Annotated in this window: 15 protein-coding genes and 2 tRNA genes; 9 read left to right on the forward strand and 8 right to left on the reverse strand. The window is 51.3% G+C overall.

The features are described from left to right. On the forward strand, nucleotides 1-282 hold the full coding sequence (locus tag AAGR08_RS08370; protein WP_345829553.1) for a DUF1315 family protein: 282 nt from the start codon (nucleotides 1-3) through the stop codon (nucleotides 280-282). A gap of 35 nt (nucleotides 283-317) precedes the next feature. Here AAGR08_RS08370 and pncA read toward each other — a convergent pair whose 3' ends face one another. The 3 genes from pncA to sppA form a co-directional block, all read right to left on the reverse strand. After that, nucleotides 318-926 (reverse strand): bifunctional nicotinamidase/pyrazinamidase, encoded by a 609-nt coding sequence (gene pncA, locus AAGR08_RS08375; protein ID WP_097097164.1) that lies wholly within the window; start codon nucleotides 924-926, stop codon nucleotides 318-320. A 15-nt stretch (nucleotides 927-941) separates the two neighbouring features. Further along, nucleotides 942-1,955 carry an asparaginase gene (ansA, locus tag AAGR08_RS08380; protein WP_097097165.1) on the reverse strand — a complete coding sequence of 338 codons (1,014 nt, stop codon included), beginning with the start codon at nucleotides 1,953-1,955 and terminating at the stop codon, nucleotides 942-944. An 85-nt stretch (nucleotides 1,956-2,040) separates the two neighbouring features. Next, entirely contained in the window at nucleotides 2,041-3,900 is a 1,860-nt protein-coding gene (gene sppA / locus AAGR08_RS08385; protein WP_345829556.1) for a signal peptide peptidase SppA, read from the reverse strand. Nucleotides 3,901-4,069: 169 nt separating this feature from the next. Here sppA and AAGR08_RS08390 point away from each other — a divergent pair, with 169 nt between their 5' ends. The 4 genes from AAGR08_RS08390 to AAGR08_RS08405 all read left to right on the forward strand — a co-directional run bounded on the left by AAGR08_RS08390 (nucleotide 4,070) and on the right by AAGR08_RS08405 (nucleotide 8,058). Further along, entirely contained in the window at nucleotides 4,070-4,621 is a 552-nt protein-coding gene (locus tag AAGR08_RS08390) for an NAD(P)H nitroreductase (RefSeq protein WP_345829558.1), read from the forward strand. A 153-nt stretch (nucleotides 4,622-4,774) separates the two neighbouring features. Continuing rightward, nucleotides 4,775-5,818 (forward strand): selenide, water dikinase SelD, encoded by a 1,044-nt coding sequence (gene selD / locus AAGR08_RS08395; protein ID WP_345829560.1) that lies wholly within the window; start codon nucleotides 4,775-4,777, stop codon nucleotides 5,816-5,818. A 21-nt stretch (nucleotides 5,819-5,839) separates the two neighbouring features. Next, the gene (locus AAGR08_RS08400) at nucleotides 5,840-7,762 is read left to right on the forward strand and encodes a DNA topoisomerase III (protein ID WP_345829562.1); all 1,923 of its coding nucleotides are present in this window, start codon (nucleotides 5,840-5,842) and stop codon (nucleotides 7,760-7,762) included. Continuing rightward, nucleotides 7,762-8,058 (forward strand): YnjH family protein, encoded by a 297-nt coding sequence (locus AAGR08_RS08405; protein ID WP_097097170.1) that lies wholly within the window; start codon nucleotides 7,762-7,764, stop codon nucleotides 8,056-8,058. Before AAGR08_RS08400 ends, AAGR08_RS08405 begins: the two co-directional genes overlap by 1 nt. Before the next feature lie 33 nt (nucleotides 8,059-8,091). Here AAGR08_RS08405 and xthA read toward each other — a convergent pair whose 3' ends face one another. The 5 genes from xthA to AAGR08_RS08430 all read right to left on the reverse strand — a co-directional run bounded on the left by xthA (nucleotide 8,092) and on the right by AAGR08_RS08430 (nucleotide 10,732). Then, nucleotides 8,092-8,898 carry an exodeoxyribonuclease III gene (gene xthA / locus AAGR08_RS08410; RefSeq protein WP_345829564.1) on the reverse strand — a complete coding sequence of 269 codons (807 nt, stop codon included), beginning with the start codon at nucleotides 8,896-8,898 and terminating at the stop codon, nucleotides 8,092-8,094. Nucleotides 8,899-9,016: 118 nt separating this feature from the next. After that, nucleotides 9,017-9,101: transfer RNA gene (locus tag AAGR08_RS08415), tRNA-Tyr, on the reverse strand. Nucleotides 9,102-9,141: 40 nt separating this feature from the next. Further along, nucleotides 9,142-9,226 (reverse strand) — tRNA-Tyr (locus AAGR08_RS08420). 144 nt (nucleotides 9,227-9,370) lie between these two features. Beyond that, nucleotides 9,371-10,219 (reverse strand): formyltetrahydrofolate deformylase, encoded by an 849-nt coding sequence (gene purU / locus AAGR08_RS08425; RefSeq protein ID WP_097097172.1) that lies wholly within the window; start codon nucleotides 10,217-10,219, stop codon nucleotides 9,371-9,373. Between the two features lie 57 nt (nucleotides 10,220-10,276). Then, entirely contained in the window at nucleotides 10,277-10,732 is a 456-nt protein-coding gene (locus AAGR08_RS08430; protein ID WP_097097173.1) for a YchJ family protein, read from the reverse strand. 96 nt (nucleotides 10,733-10,828) lie between these two features. On the opposite strand from AAGR08_RS08430, the gene rssA reads away from it, so the two are divergent. The 4 genes from rssA to AAGR08_RS08450 all read left to right on the forward strand — a co-directional run bounded on the left by rssA (nucleotide 10,829) and on the right by AAGR08_RS08450 (nucleotide 15,322). Beyond that, complete coding sequence (rssA, locus tag AAGR08_RS08435) at nucleotides 10,829-11,734, forward strand: patatin-like phospholipase RssA (protein WP_097097174.1); 906 nt, start codon at nucleotides 10,829-10,831, stop codon at nucleotides 11,732-11,734. 102 nt (nucleotides 11,735-11,836) lie between these two features. After that, nucleotides 11,837-12,853, forward strand: a complete 1,017-nt coding sequence (gene rssB, locus AAGR08_RS08440) for a two-component system response regulator RssB (RefSeq protein WP_097097175.1) — start codon at nucleotides 11,837-11,839, stop codon at nucleotides 12,851-12,853. A 193-nt stretch (nucleotides 12,854-13,046) separates the two neighbouring features. Beyond that, nucleotides 13,047-13,955 (forward strand): UTP--glucose-1-phosphate uridylyltransferase GalU, encoded by a 909-nt coding sequence (gene galU, locus AAGR08_RS08445; protein ID WP_007892362.1) that lies wholly within the window; start codon nucleotides 13,047-13,049, stop codon nucleotides 13,953-13,955. Nucleotides 13,956-13,978: 23 nt separating this feature from the next. Beyond that, a complete protein-coding gene (locus AAGR08_RS08450) occupies nucleotides 13,979-15,322 on the forward strand; it encodes a UDP-glucose/GDP-mannose dehydrogenase family protein (protein WP_345829570.1) in 1,344 nt (447 codons plus the stop codon). The last annotated feature ends 6 nt before the right edge of the window (nucleotides 15,323-15,328 follow it).

Below are 15,328 nucleotides of genomic sequence, written 5' to 3' on the forward strand. Positions count from 1 at the left end.
ATGAAACAGGAACTGGAAACGATGCTGGCGGCAATGACGCCGGAAGTGTATGCGCGTTTATCTACGGCAGTTGAAACGGGCAAATGGCCGGACGGCGTCGCGCTGACGCAAGAGCAGAAAGATAACTGCCTGCAGCTGGTCATGCTGTGGCAGGCACGCCACAATGACGATCCGCAACATATGACCATCAGTAAAGGTGGGGATATGGTGATGAAGTCGAAGAAACAGCTTAAAGAAGATTTCGGTATCGAGCCCGATGTCACGCGCATCAACTTGCACTAAAAATAAAAAAGGGCTGGTTGCTCCAGCCCATATTTTCAGATTAATACCGCACCTTGCGCTTCCATCTGCGCGAACGCAATATCGCTATCATCCGGATTCAGGTTCACACCGCGGCAGCCTTCTTTAACGACCTCGACGTTGTAGCCCAGTTCTAACGCATCCAGCACGCTGTATTTGACGCAGTAATCGGTAGCAAGACCTAACATCACTAAATCGCTGATGCCTCGCTCACGCAGCCAGTTGTCGAGTTCTGTTTTGCGTCGATGTCCGTTATCGAAAAAAGCGCTGTAGCTATCGACTTCGACATCACCACCTTTGTGGAATACCGCATCAATCAGTGCGCGATCAAGTTGAGGATGGAAATCCGCGCCTGGAGTGTTTTCAATGCCGTGATCCGGCCACCAGATTTGCGCTAATCCGTTTAACTCACCTAGCGTGTAAACGGGTTCACCTGAAATGGAGGCAAAACTGCCATGATTGGCAGGATGCCAATCCTGCAATGCCACGACACACTCGCCCCGGTCATGAAACTCTCGCGCAAAGCGATTTGCTACCGCCACGGTTTGATCACCATCACGAACCGCCATTGGGCCGCCGGGGCAAAAATCGTTTTGAATATCGATAATTATCAATGCCCGTTTCATCAGTTTCGCTCCGTATTAATCTTCGGTCAGTTCGCCGCGTAAATTCTGCTGCATTTTGGCACGAATTTCCGAACTGGTAAGATTCTGGCTCAACAAAAAATGCAGTTTGGTTAATGTCGCTTCAACCGTGAGATCAAAACCACTGATGACGCCGGCATGCTCTAACGCATTACCCGTAGCATAACCACCCATATTCACTTTGCCAGACATGCATTGCGTGAGGTTCACGACGACAATGCCACGATCGCTGGCCTGTTGCAGTTCTGCGAGGAATTCAGCGTTCTGTGGTGCGTTACCCACGCCATAAGAACGCAAAATCAGCGCTTTCACCGGTTGACGCAGGAAATTACGTACCACATCCGCAGAAATGCCGGGATAGATCGTGACAACACCAATCGGCTGCGGCGTGATCGGGTGCACCATCAATTCACCATGGCCTTGCGGTGCTGCGGGCGTATTCAGGCGTTTTATATGAATCCCTGCTTCCAGTAAGGGGGGCAGATTCGGTGAAGCAAAGGCATTGAAGCCATCGGCGTGCGCTTTGGTGGTTCGGTTGCCACGAAACAGCGTGTTATTGAAGAACAGGGCCACTTCGTTGATAGGATAATTTGCTGCAACGTAGAGTGAATTGAGCAAATTTTGTTGCCCGTCAGAACGCAATTCGGCCAATGGAATTTGTGAACCTGTCACAATGACCGGTTTGGCGAGGTTCTCCAGCATGAATGAGAGGGCTGACGCGGTGAAGGCCATTGTGTCAGTACCATGCAGGATGACAAAACCATCATAGCGATCGTAGTTTTGCTTAATATCATTAGCAATCGATTGCCAATCCTGCGGCGTCATATCCGAGGAGTCCATCAGCGGCTGATATTCGTGGATAGTAAAATCGGGCATTTCAGGTCGATGGAACTCCGGCATCGTAGTTAGCTGCTGCTGGAGATGACCGGATACCGGAATATAGCCCTGCGCCGAACGCTGCATCCCGATGGTGCCGCCCGTGTAGGCCACATAGATATTTTTCTTTTGCATGAAGAAGCTCAGACTTGCCGTAAAACGCGCAGTATAAGGGGATTGCCAACGAAAAGCAGCCCGACCAGCGGCCGGGCTGTAAAGATTAGCGTACGTTGCCGCAGTTTAGGCAGAAAGCGTAGCGGTTTTGCGGATCGTTAAGATTATTAAGCAATCCCGGTTGTTCTTTCACAGCGCTCATCACATCGAGCATTGGAGCAGGGAGCCAAACCTTAAGGGCGGCGGGTAAAACGGCTTGTACCGAGGCGTTCATCTGATTTAACAGCAGATCAATCATACCCGGATCATCCTGATACCAGCTCAGCTGTGGTTTGCCGACCTTAGCCAACTCAGCGGCTTTTGCCACGGCATCATCAAAGTCGCCCAACGCATCAACCAGCCCATTGGCTTTGGCATCACTTCCGGTCCATACGTGGCCCTGTGCAATGGCGTTAATTTGCTCGGGTGTTTTATGGCGTGATGCCGCCACTAATCCAACGAAATTACGATAGCCATTCTCAATCGTCAGCTGCATCAACTGTTGTACTTCAGTCGGCAGCGCTTTAGTCGTGGCCATATCTGCCAGCGGTGAGGTGGCAACACCATCTGTATGCACGCCAATGGCGCTAAGGCTGTTTTCAACGGTGTTAATCACCCCGAAGATACCGATGGAACCGGTCAGGGTGCTCGGTGCCGCCACAATGTAATCCGCCGGTGTTGAAATCCAGTAGCCGCCAGATGCCGCCATACCGCCCATCGAAACGACCACCGGTTTACCGGCGTCGTGCGCCGCAGCCAGCTCTTCACGTATTGCCTCGGAGGCGGTAACGCTGCCGCCAGGACTATTGACGCGCAGTACGATGGCTTTGATTTTTGGATCGAGTCGCGCATCACGAATCTGAGATGCAGTGGTATCACCACCGACATTTCCGGCACTCTCTTCACCGTCCATAATGGCGCCGCTGGCGAGGATAACCGCAATGTTGCCATCCTGATTCTGAGGCGGTTGTTTAACGGTATAGTCGTAAATGCTCACGCTGCGATAATCGTTATTCGCTTTATCCCAGCCAAAGGTTTTGACCAGCTCCTGATCGGCGGCTGCGCGCGTATCAAGTACATCCACTAACTTATTATTCAGCGCATATTTCGCTGAATCGCCCTGAACGGCTTGCAGGCCGCTAATAATGCCCGCTGCGCCTGGGAACAATTGGTCGGTTGTGATCTGGCGGTTAGCCGCCACCGTATTCAGGTAGTTCCGCCAAAGCTGACCAACCCAGCGACCGTCGGCATCGCGCGCTTCGGGTGACATATCGTCGCGCAGGAATGGCTCAACGGCAGATTTATAGGTTCCGACGCGGAAAACATGTGAACTGACTTTTAATTTATCCAGCAGCGTTTTGTAATAAAGGCCATTGGTGGCAAAACCGTGCAGATCCACCGTACCTTGCGGCGAGAGATAAACTTTGTTGGCGAAGCTGGCAATATAATATTGTGCCTGGCTATAGCTATCGCCCACAGCATAAATCGGTTTGCCAGCATCGCGGAATTCACGCAGCGCTTTACCAACATATTGCAGGGAAGGCTGATCGCCGCCGGCAAAGTCACGCAGTTCAAGCACGATGCCAGTGATGTTTTTATCCGTCTTCGCCTGGCGGATCGCATCAACCACATCAAACAGAGAGTTTTCCTGCAAACGATCGCTATTCGCGCCCAACAGCTGGCGGCTGATGCGGCTTAGACGATTACTGACGGAAGGTTTGTCGACCAGAACACCGCTCAGATCGATTTTCAGTGCACCTTGCTGGACCGGTTCATTACTGCTTGAACTGGAAACTTGCATCCAAATCCCGACGCCCGCCAGAATCAATACAATAAGAAATAAATTAAGAATAAATTCCCGAATAAAATTCAGTACCCGCCAGCTCCAGCGGAACAGACCGGAAATAATTCGCCACAGTGTGCGCATAAACTCTCCATATTCACGTAACAGGGCAGCCAGCACGCGGTCAGCCCCGATGTCGCGTTCATCCTAAAGAGCGGCGTGCGAAAAGTCAGCAGGAAATCGCGCCAGACTGTTACAAAAGATCGTGCTGTGCCAGGATTAGGCCACGCTTTTTATTCATGGGAGAAGAATAATGGATGCATTGGATTTATTAGTGAATCGTCGCTCGGCCTCACGCCTGGCAGAACCGGCTCCAACGGGTGAAGCCCTGCAAAATATTCTGCACGCCGCCATGCGCGCGCCGGATCACGGCACGCTGCAGCCATGGCGCTTCATTATTGTTGAAAATGAAGGGCGCGATCGCTTTAGCAACGTGCTGGAACAAGCCGCACGCGATAGCAACTTGGAGCAAAAAGCCATCGACAAAGCGGCTTCGGCGCCATTCCGCGCGCCGATGATCATCACTGTAGTGGCGCATTGTGAAGAGAATGCCAAAGTACCGCATTGGGAACAGTTGGCCTCTGCCAGTTGCGCGGTAATGGCGATGCAGATGGCTGCTGTCGCGCAAGGCTTTAACGGCATCTGGCGTAGCGGGCCATGGACCGATCATCCACTCGTTCGTGAAGCGTTTAGCTGCCGTAAGCAGGATGCGATTGTTGGTTTTCTCTATCTGGGTACGCCGCAGTTGAAAGCCAACACCACGGTTGTGGCGCCTGACACTGCACGGTTTGTCAGTTATTTCTGACAGACAGCGGCGAGCTTATGCGGCACGTTATGCGCTTTGACAGAGATTGCACACAGCCTGTGCGAAAGATCGAGGTTAGGCCGCGCAGCACTTACCACCAGCTTGCAGCCAGGCTAACATAGCGCCTTCTGTTTAGCGCATAAGGACCTCGCCATGAGTGAATCACTCCGTTTAACGCAGTACAGCCATGGTGCTGGATGCGGCTGCAAAATTTCGCCGCAGGTATTGGAAACCATTCTCCACAGTGAGCTGAGTCCATTTCACGATCCGCAACTGCTGGTCGGTAATGAAACGCGTGATGATGCCGCAGTGTACGATCTTGGCAACGGTACAGCGGTGGTCAGCACCACGGATTTCTTTATGCCGATCGTCGACGATCCCTTTACCTTTGGCCGTATCGCCGCCACCAATGCCATCAGCGATATCTATGCCATGGGCGGGAAACCCATCATGGCGATCGCCATTCTAGGCTGGCCCGTGAATGTGCTGAGTCCGGAGGTGGCGCAACAGGTGGTCGAAGGCGGCCGCGCCGCTTGTCAGGCCGCGGGAATCGCGCTGGCTGGTGGTCATTCGATTGATGCGCCAGAACCTATCTTTGGTCTGGCCGTTACCGGCATTGTTGATGTGGCAAGAGTGAAAAAGAACAGTGCAGCACAGGCAGGATGTCAGCTATTCCTTACCAAGCCGTTAGGGATTGGCATTCTGACTACCGCTGAGAAAAAAGGCCTGCTGCGTTCAGAACATCAATCCTTAGCGGCTGAGGTGATGTGCCAGCTCAACAACGCCGGCGCAGACTTTGCCAAACTTGATGGCGTCAGTGCCATGACCGATGTGACGGGTTTTGGCTTGCTGGGGCATTTGAGTGAAATCTGCCAGGGTTCAGGGCTGCGTGCTGAGCTGATGGCAAAGAATGTGCCGCGACTGGCGGGCGTAGATGACTACATCGCTGCGGGTGCGGTACCGGGTGGCACCAGCCGTAATTTTGCCAGCTACGGTGCATCTATTTCTCCTCTTGATGATGCAACACGCGCACTGCTTTGCGATCCGCAAACTTCCGGCGGTCTGTTAGTCGCGGTTCAACCTGACGCCGTAGAAGAGTTTCAGCGTTGCGCGACAGAAGCAGGTGTCACTGCCGCGCTAATAGGCGAGTTGTTTGCCGCCAACGTAGATCATCCTCTGATTACCGTAATTACCTGATGTTAAGGAACGACGCCATCCATGCGTTTGTTTATTGCTGAAAAACCTAGCTTAGCGCGTGCGATTGCCGACGTGTTGCCGAAACCGCATCGTCGTGGTGATGGTTATATTGCCTGCGGGAATGACCAGGTTGTGACCTGGTGTGTTGGGCACCTGTTGGAGCAGGCGCAGCCCGATAGTTACGACAGCCGCTATGCGCGCTGGAATCTGGCCGATCTGCCGATCATTCCTGATAAGTGGCGCTTACAGCCGCGTCCTTCGGTAGCGAAGCAGCTGAAAGTGATCGAAGGATTGCTGCAGCAAGCCAGCGTTGTGGTGCATGCGGGAGACCCCGACCGTGAAGGCCAACTGCTGGTGGATGAGGTGCTGGATTACCTGCAACTCGCGCCAGAAAAACGCCAAACGGTACAGCGTTGCCTGATTAACGACCTCAATCCTTCGGCAGTAGAACGTGCCGTCGGGCGCTTGCGTGAGAACCGTGAATTTATTCCGTTGTGCGTGTCGGCATTGGCGCGCGCACGTGCCGACTGGTTGTATGGCATCAATATGACCCGCGCATGGACCTTGCTGGGGCGTAATGCCGGTTACGATGGCGTGCTGTCAGTCGGGCGTGTACAAACGCCGGTGCTGGGCCTGGTGGTGCGTCGCGATGAAGAGATTGAGAACTTTATCCCGAAGGATTACTTCGAAGTCAAAGCACACATCGTCACGCCAAAAGACGAACGCTTTGTTGCCAGCTGGGTGCCGAGTGATGCCTGTGAGCCCTGGCAGGATGAAGAGGGGCGATTGTTACATCGACCGCTGGCGGATCACGTGCTGGAGCGTATTAACGGCAAACCTGCGCTGGTCACCGGCTATAACGATAAGCGCGAATCGGATACTGCGCCGCTGCCGTTTTCACTTTCAGGCCTGCAAATTGAAGCAGGTAAGCGTTTTGGGCTCAGCGCGCAGACCGTATTAGATTGCTGCCAGCGGCTGTATGAGACTCACAAGCTGATCACTTATCCGCGATCTGACAGCCGCTATCTGCCTGACGAGCACTTTGCCGGGCGTCATGCGGTATTGAACGCCATACAGGCACATCAGCCCAATTTAACGCCACCCGCTGATTTTAATCCTGACCAGAAGAATCGCTGCTGGGACGATAAAAAAGTGGATGCTCACCACGCGATTATCCCCACCGCTCGCGCCAGCAAAGTGAATCTTACGGAAAATGAAGCCAGCATTTATGGGTTAATCGCGCGTCAGTATCTTATGCAGTTTTGTCCGGATGCGATCTTTCGCAAATGCGTTATCGATCTCGACATCGGCGGAGGAAAATTTATTGCCAAAGCACGCTTTCTGGCTGAGGCAGGTTGGCGTGCACTGTTGGGCAGCAAAGAGCGTGATGAAGAGAACGATGGCACGCCGCTGCCGGTAGTCAGCAAAGGCGATGAACTGCTGTGTGAGCGTGGTGAAGTGCTGGCAAAGCAAACGCAGCCGCCGCGTCCGTTCACCGATGCGACCTTGTTATCGGCAATGACAGGCATAGCGCGTTTTGTTCAGGATAAAGAATTAAAGAAAGTTCTGCGTGCGACCGATGGTTTAGGTACGGAAGCTACGCGTGCAGGCATTATAGAATTACTGTTCCGCCGCACTTTCCTGGTAAAAAAGGGACGCTATATTCATTCAACGGAGGCTGGTAGGGCGCTGATTCATGCGTTGCCTGAAATGGCTGCTCGTCCGGATATGACGGCGCAATGGGAGTCCACACTGACACGCATCAGTGAAAAAGCCTGCCGATATGATGAGTTTATGCAGCCGCTGGTCAGCACCTTGATTGGGCTGATTGGTGAAGCGCGCCAGCGTCCCTCGTTACAGGCCTTTCGCGGATTGACAGCGCCTGGCCCAAAAAAGAAAGCCAAACCTAAAACGGCTCGTCGCAAAACCAAGGAGACAGAGTGATGCGGAATGTAATGATATTGCTCAGTGGACTGCTGTTATGCAGCACTGCCGCGCTGGCTAATCGCCAGCCGGAAAATAATCGAATGGGAAATACCGATGTCGTGGTAGATATGCCGCCAGAAGTCTGGACACAGGGACAAAATAATCGGCAAAGCAACTGCATGCAATGCTGTACCTATGAGAACCGCAGCTATTCAGAAGGGGCGGTAGTAAAGGCGGAAGGTGTATTACTCCAGTGCGGACGTGATGAGAAAGCGATAGGCACCAATCCGCTTATCTGGAAGATCATCAAATAAAAGCGCGTGGCGTAAAAACGCCACGCTGCTGTATCACAGCTTGAATGTTGACCAAACCGGTGCGTGATCCGACGGCTTTTCCATACTGCGAATGTCGTAATCAATGCCACTATCAACACAGCGCGAGGCCAACGGTTGGCTCGCTAACAGCAAGTCAATGCGCAGTCCACGGTTATCATCGAAGCCTTTTGAACGGTAATCAAACCATGAGAAACGGTCGTTGGTTGCTGGGAATTTATCGCGCCAGGTATCAACCAGCCCCCACTGCAGTAAGCGATCCATCCATTCCCGCTCTTCTGGCAGGAACGAACACTTCCCGGTACGCAGCCAACGTTTGCGATTATCCTCACCAATGCCGATGTCAAAATCAGTGCTGCTGATATTCATGTCACCCATGATTAACACCGGTTTATCAACGGCCAGCTGCTGCTCAAGATAGTTCTGCAAATCGCGGTAGAACTTCTCTTTGGCCGGGAATTTGGTCGGATGGTCGCGACTTTCACCCTGAGGGAAATAACCATTGATTACGGTAATATTACCGATAGAACTCGGTATTTCCGCCATGATCAAACGACGCTGTGCTTCTTCGTCATCACCTGGGAAACCACGACTCACGGTAATTGGTTCAGCTTTAGTCAGCAGCGCGACACCATAATGTCCTTTTTGCCCATGATAGAACACGTGATAGCCCAGTTTGCTAACGTCTTCGAGCGGGAACATATCGTCATGCACTTTGGTTTCCTGCAAGCCGATGACATCTGGCTGATGCTGTTCAACTAATGCTTCTAATTGGTGCGGGCGTGCGCGCAAACCGTTGATGTTGAAGGAGACAAATTTCATTTCGCTGCCATTTTTATCCGCAAAAGAGTGTCGGGATGGTAACGAGTTTTTCGGCAAAAGTCATGGTGCGTAGCGGGAGAAATCAACAAGTAAAGCGAAAGGGAGGGAAGACATTGGATGGTGGTGGGAGAAGGATTCGAACCTTCGAAGTCTGTGACGGCAGATTTACAGTCTGCTCCCTTTGGCCGCTCGGGAATCCCACCAGGGATGTTACATATTGTGGCTTCAGGGAGACGATTCAGATGGTGGTGGGAGAAGGATTCGAACCTTCGAAGTCTGTGACGGCAGATTTACAGTCTGCTCCCTTTGGCCGCTCGGGAATCCCACCACTGGCCTGAATCATTGCCTCTTAAAGCGGGGCGCATCATACCAAATGCGCTCAGCCTGTAAAGCACCGTCACTGAAAATAAAAATCGTTTGCCCACTTTTTATGCGTGGCGCTGAAGAGTTGTGCAGTTCAGCGCCAAAGCGGTTAAAGAATGATCGTGCGGTTGCCGTAAACGAACACACGCTGACCCAGCACTTTATACAGTGCGCGGCTCAATACATTCTTCTCTACATCACGTCCAGCACGCATCATCTCTTCTGCGGTATAGCTGTGATCGACGTTTATAACGTCCTGCATGATGATTGGACCTTCATCAAGGTTATCGTTCACATAGTGCGCGGTTGCGCCGATGATTTTCACGCCGCGCTCATACGCCTGATGATACGGACGTGCGCCGATGAAAGCCGGCAAGAAGGAGTGGTGAATATTGATGATCTGATTAGGGTAGCGCTGCACGAAGGCCGGTGTTAATACGCGCATGTATTTGGCCAGCACCACGTAATCCGGCTGATAGCGGTCAATTTCGTCTGCCATACGGTTATCGTGTTCTTCGCGCGTGTGGCCTTCATGACTCACCATCACAAACGGAATGTCGAAGCGTTCGACCAACGAGCGCAGCGTTTCATGGTTACCAATGACCGCCGCAATCTCCATATCAAGACCGCCAAAAGCGCTTTTCATCAGCAAATCGCCCAGGCAATGTGCCTCTTTGGTGACCAGAATGACAACACGACGACGGCCTGCGCTCTGTAATTCACGCACTGATCCTGCTGGCAGTGCGCCATCAAGATCGGCCAGCAAGGTGTTGTCGTTAAAAATACCTTCCAGCTCAGTGCGCATGAAAAAGCGCCCGGTACGGTGATCGACGAACTCATTATTTTGCACAATATTGAGCTCGTGCTTGTAGCAAATATTAGTAATTTTGGCGATCAGACCTTTCGCATCTGGGCAAATGGTACGTAATACTTTTCGTTGGATGGTTTGCGCTTGCATCTCGATCAGAGTCCTGTCAAAGCGATGAATGGTAAAGCCGTTGTGTATCTGTCCAGATTAGCCACAACATTTTTTGTATTTTTTATCGGAGCCACAAGGACAGCGATCGTTACGTCCCAACTCAGGTGTTGTTCCGTCTACATAGTACCAGCGTTGATCCTCGCGAAGAAAGCGTGAACATTCATAGATCGCCGAAGTACGGCCTTTTTCGAGGTATCGCGCAAAAAACGTTACGAAGGCTTCATTCTCATGGCTTCCTTGATTACAACAAGTTACATTCAAGCCCAGCCATTCAGTACCGGAAAAACTTTCGGATAATAACGTCTCGAGATCCGCCACCCGTTTACTGGAGTGCCAGGTTGCAGCCAGCCAGGCAGCATTTTTGACAACATAGGCGGTGTAGCGTGAGCGCATTAATTGCTCAGCACTTAATGGGTTCGCTTGTCCAATCAGAAAGGGCTGACAACATAAGCTATACTCCTTTCCGCTGCAGCAAGGGCACTTTTCAGACACGTCATCTCCTGGAAGTGATTAAAGTAAATTAAAGCGTGCGCTATGGTAGCCGACTGTCAGGCGTGATGCTACGCAACAAGCCAATCACGAGGTGAGATGAGAAAAGTAAGGATCGGGCTGGCACTGGGTTCAGGTGCCGCTAAAGGTTGGGCACACATTGGTGTTATTAATGCGTTAGAACGAGCAGGCATTGAAATCGATGTCGTGGCGGGTTGTTCAGTCGGCGCGTTGGTTGGCTCAGCCTATGTGAATGGCCGGCTGGGTGTGATGGAAAAATGGGTGAGCGCATTCCGCTATTGGGATGTCATCCGTCTAATGGATCTCTCGTGGCAGCGCGGTGGTTTGCTGCGGGGGGATCGGGTTTTTAGCCATATCCGGCAACTCATCCCAAACGAGTTAATTGATGGATGCGATAAACCTTTTGGGGTTGTGGCAACCAATCTCAGTACGGGAAGAGAGGTGTGGTTAACGGAGGGAGATTTACATCAAGCTGTGCGTGCGTCCTGTAGTATGCCAGGCTTACTACCACCTATCGCTTACAATGGATATTGGTTGGTGGATGGTGCAGTAGTGAATCCCGTACCCATCTCATTAACCCGCGCGCTAGGTGCCGACATCGTTATTGCTGTGGATCTCCAGCATGACGCACACCTGATGCAGCAAGATTTACTTTCAGTGACACCGCAAAGCGGTGAAGAAGCGGCGGCAGTTGAAGCGCTGAGTTGGGGAAAAAAATTGCGTCAGCGCATTGTGGGTTTGACGCAACGCCGAGCTACTCAAACGCCGGGTGCGATGGAGATTATGTCTACGTCCATCCAGGTACTGGAAAATCGCCTGAAACGTAACCGCATGGCGGGCGACCCGCCGGATGTGCTGATTCAGCCGTTTTGTCCTCAAATTTCCACATTGGACTTTCATCGTGCAGAAGAAGCCATCGCGGCTGGCAAGGCCGCCGTTGAGAAAAAAATGGATGAACTATTACCGCTGGTCCGTAGCAGATAGTCAGGTTGTTCATTCACAGGTGTTGCTACTTCAGCCAATTCTGAAAGGCGCAACTGCATTTTATGAACCACTATTGAATTATCTGGTACGCAGGGGGAGAGAATGGAGAAACCGCTAATCGGCAAAAAGATTCTCATTGTCGAAGATGAGGTCGTTTTCCGTTCATTAATTGACAACTTATTGACCAACTTGGGCGCCAGCACATTAGCAGCCGGTGATGGTCTCGATGGCTTAACACTATTATCCGCTCAGTCGGTGGATTTGGTTGTCTGCGATCTTGAAATGCCGCGTATGGGCGGCATTCCGTTTGTTGAGCGTATTCGCAGCCGCGGCAATAACGTCCCCATACTGATTATCTCGGCAACGCAAAATATGGCCGACATTGCCCATGTGCTGCGACTGGGGGTACAAGATGTGCTCCTTAAGCCGCTAAAAAACCTTGAGCGCTTCAGAGAGGCGGTTTTTGAGTGCCTTTATCCCTCGATGTTCACGTCGAAAGTCGAGGAGGACGAGCAGCTTTTCCAGGATTGGGATGCGTTAGTCAGCGATCCCCTTGCCGCCTCCAAGCTGCTAAAACAGTTGCAACCACCCGTGCAGCAAACGATCGCCAATTGCCGCATTAACTACCGTCAGTTGACGATGGCAGAACAGCCGGGTTTAGTGCTGGATATTGCGGCACTGTCTGATAACGATCTTGCTTTCTACTGTCTTGATGTTACCAGGGCAGGTGACAACGGGGTTCTGGCCGCACTTTTATTGCGGGCGTTATTTAATGGCTTGCTACAGGAACAATTATCCGGTCAGAAACAGCGATTGCCAGAGCTTAATGGATTATTACGTCAGGTTAACATGTTGTTGCGGCAGGCCAATTTGAGCGGACAATTCCCGCTATTAGTTGGCTATTACCATCGTCAGCTCAAGAATCTGATTCTGGTTTCAGCTGGGCTTAATGCGACGTTGCATATTAATACTCATCAAATTCAACTCAGTAATGGTGTGCCGCTTGGTACTATGGGTAGCACACATCTCAACCAAATCAGCCAACGTGCCGATGCCTGGCAGTGTCATATCTGGGGCGCCGGTGGGAGGCTTCGCCTGATGCTATCAGCGGAAGAATAACCCATCGGATTAAAATTTTTCGCGGGTTGAAGACAGGACCAGGGGCAGGCTTTACACTTGGGTAATAGTCTTAAATTCCGCGGATTAACTCCATCCAGGATAAATCCGTCTGATAGTAACTGGTATACTCATTTCGTTTTTAAACCGACATATCAAGTATTAACTTGAACGGCCTATTAAGAGAGGTATTTAGATGTCTGCCTATAAGACTAAAGTAAAAAAAGCGGTAATCCCTGTTGCAGGTCTTGGTACGCGTATGCTGCCTGCGACGAAAGCTATTCCAAAAGAGATGTTACCGCTTGTCGATAAGCCGTTGATCCAGTATGTCGTGAATGAGTGCATTGCAGCAGGCATTAATGAGATTGTGCTGGTTACACACTCTTCTAAAAACGCCATTGAAAACCACTTTGACACCAGTTTTGAATTGGAATCAATGCTGGAAAAACGTGTTAAGCGCCAACTGTTGGATGAAATCCAATCTATCTGCCCACCGCATGTCACCATCATGCAGGTTCGTCAGGGCATTGCTAAAGGTTTAGGCCATGCGGTGATGTGTGCACATCCACTGATTGGTGATGAACCTTTCGCCGTTATCCTGCCAGACGTAATCATTGATGAATACGAATCTGATCCAACCAAAGACAACCTGGCAGAGATGCTGACCCGTTATGAAGAGAGTGGTCGTAGCCAGATCATGGTTGAGCCGGTTGCTGATGTCACCGCTTATGGTGTGGTTGACTGCCAGGGTGCCGATCTTGCCCCAGGCCAGAGCGCACCAATGGTTGGCGTCGTTGAGAAGCCAAAAGCTTCTGAAGCCCCGTCAAACCTGGCTGTGGTTGGACGCTATGTGTTATCTGCTGATATCTGGCCGCTGCTGGCGAAAACACCTCCAGGTGCGGGTGGCGAAGTTCAGTTGACCGACTCCATTGCTATGCTGATGGAAAAAGAGACGGTAGAAGCCTATCACCTGAACGGTGTAAGCCATGACTGCGGTAACAAACTGGGTTACATGCAGGCTTTTGTTGAGTACGGCGTTCGTCATCCAGTGTTGGGTAAAGATTTCACCCAATGGCTTGAAGGCGCAGTAGGCAATAAAAAGTAACTCAATAAACACAGGATAATTCAATGAAAGTCACTGTATTTGGTATCGGCTATGTCGGTCTGGTTCAGGCTGCGGTGTTAGCCGAAGTCGGACATGACGTTCTCTGTATTGATGTCGACGAAAAGAAAGTCGAAAACTTGAAGAAAGGTCATATTCCGATCTTTGAACCGGGCCTGACGCCGCTCGTAATGTCAAACTATGAGTCTGGTCGCCTGAAGTTCAGCACCAATGCGGAAGAGGGCGTAAATCATGGTGTAATGCAATTCATCGCTGTGGGTACGCCTCCCGATGAAGATGGCTCTGCCGATCTGAAATATGTGACCGCAGTTGCGCGCACCATTGCACAGCACATGAACGATCATAAAGTCGTTATCGACAAATCCACTGTACCCGTTGGTACTGCGGATCGGGTTCGTGCGGTAATGACTGAAACCCTGCAGAAACGCGATGTAAATATTGCTTTTGACGTGGTTTCTAACCCGGAATTCCTCAAAGAAGGTGCTGCAGTTAATGACTGTATGCGTCCGGAGCGCATCGTGGTTGGTACTGACAACGATGAAGTTGTTGAATTGCTGCGTGAACTTTACGAGCCGTTCAATCGTAACCACGATCGTATGATCTTGATGGATATTCGCAGTGCAGAGCTGACGAAGTACGCGGCGAACTGTATGTTGGCCACCAAAATCAGCTTTATGAATGAGATCTCAAACCTGGCTGAGCGTCTGGGAGCCGACGTTGAGAAAGTGCGTCAGGGGATTGGTTCTGATTCACGTATCGGCTATCACTTCATCTATCCTGGCTGTGGCTATGGCGGTTCGTGTTTCCCGAAAGACGTACAGGCGCTGATTCGCACTGCTGAATCAATCGGTTACACTCCACGCCTGCTGCAGGCCGTTGAGGACGTTAACGACTCGCAGAAGAACAAACTGCCGACTTTCATTAAGCGCCATTTTGGCGACGATCTACGCGGCAAAACGTTTGCTCTGTGGGGACTGGCGTTCAAACCTAATACGGACGACATGCGTGAAGCATCCAGCCGTGTGCTGATGGAAACGTTATGGGAAGCTGGCGCAACAGTTCAGGCATTTGACCCGGAAGCGATGGATGAAGCTCAGCGCGTTTACGGCCATCGTGATGACCTGAAATTGATGGGCACTAAGGAAGCTGCGCTACAGGGAGCAGATGGCTTAGTGATTTGCACAGAATGGCAAAACTTCCGTGCACCAGATTTCGATGTCATCATGACCGCGTTAAAACAACCCGTGATTTTTGATGGTCGTAACCTGTATGATCCAGAGCGTATCAGCAAGCGCGGCTTTACGTATTATGCAATCGGCCGCGGAGCGTCTATTCAAATCGTAGAATAAATAATG

This window comes from Pantoea sp. BRR-3P, from assembly GCF_039621635.1.
In the GTDB taxonomy this organism is placed as follows: Bacteria; Pseudomonadota; Gammaproteobacteria; order Enterobacterales; family Enterobacteriaceae; genus Pantoea; species Pantoea floridensis.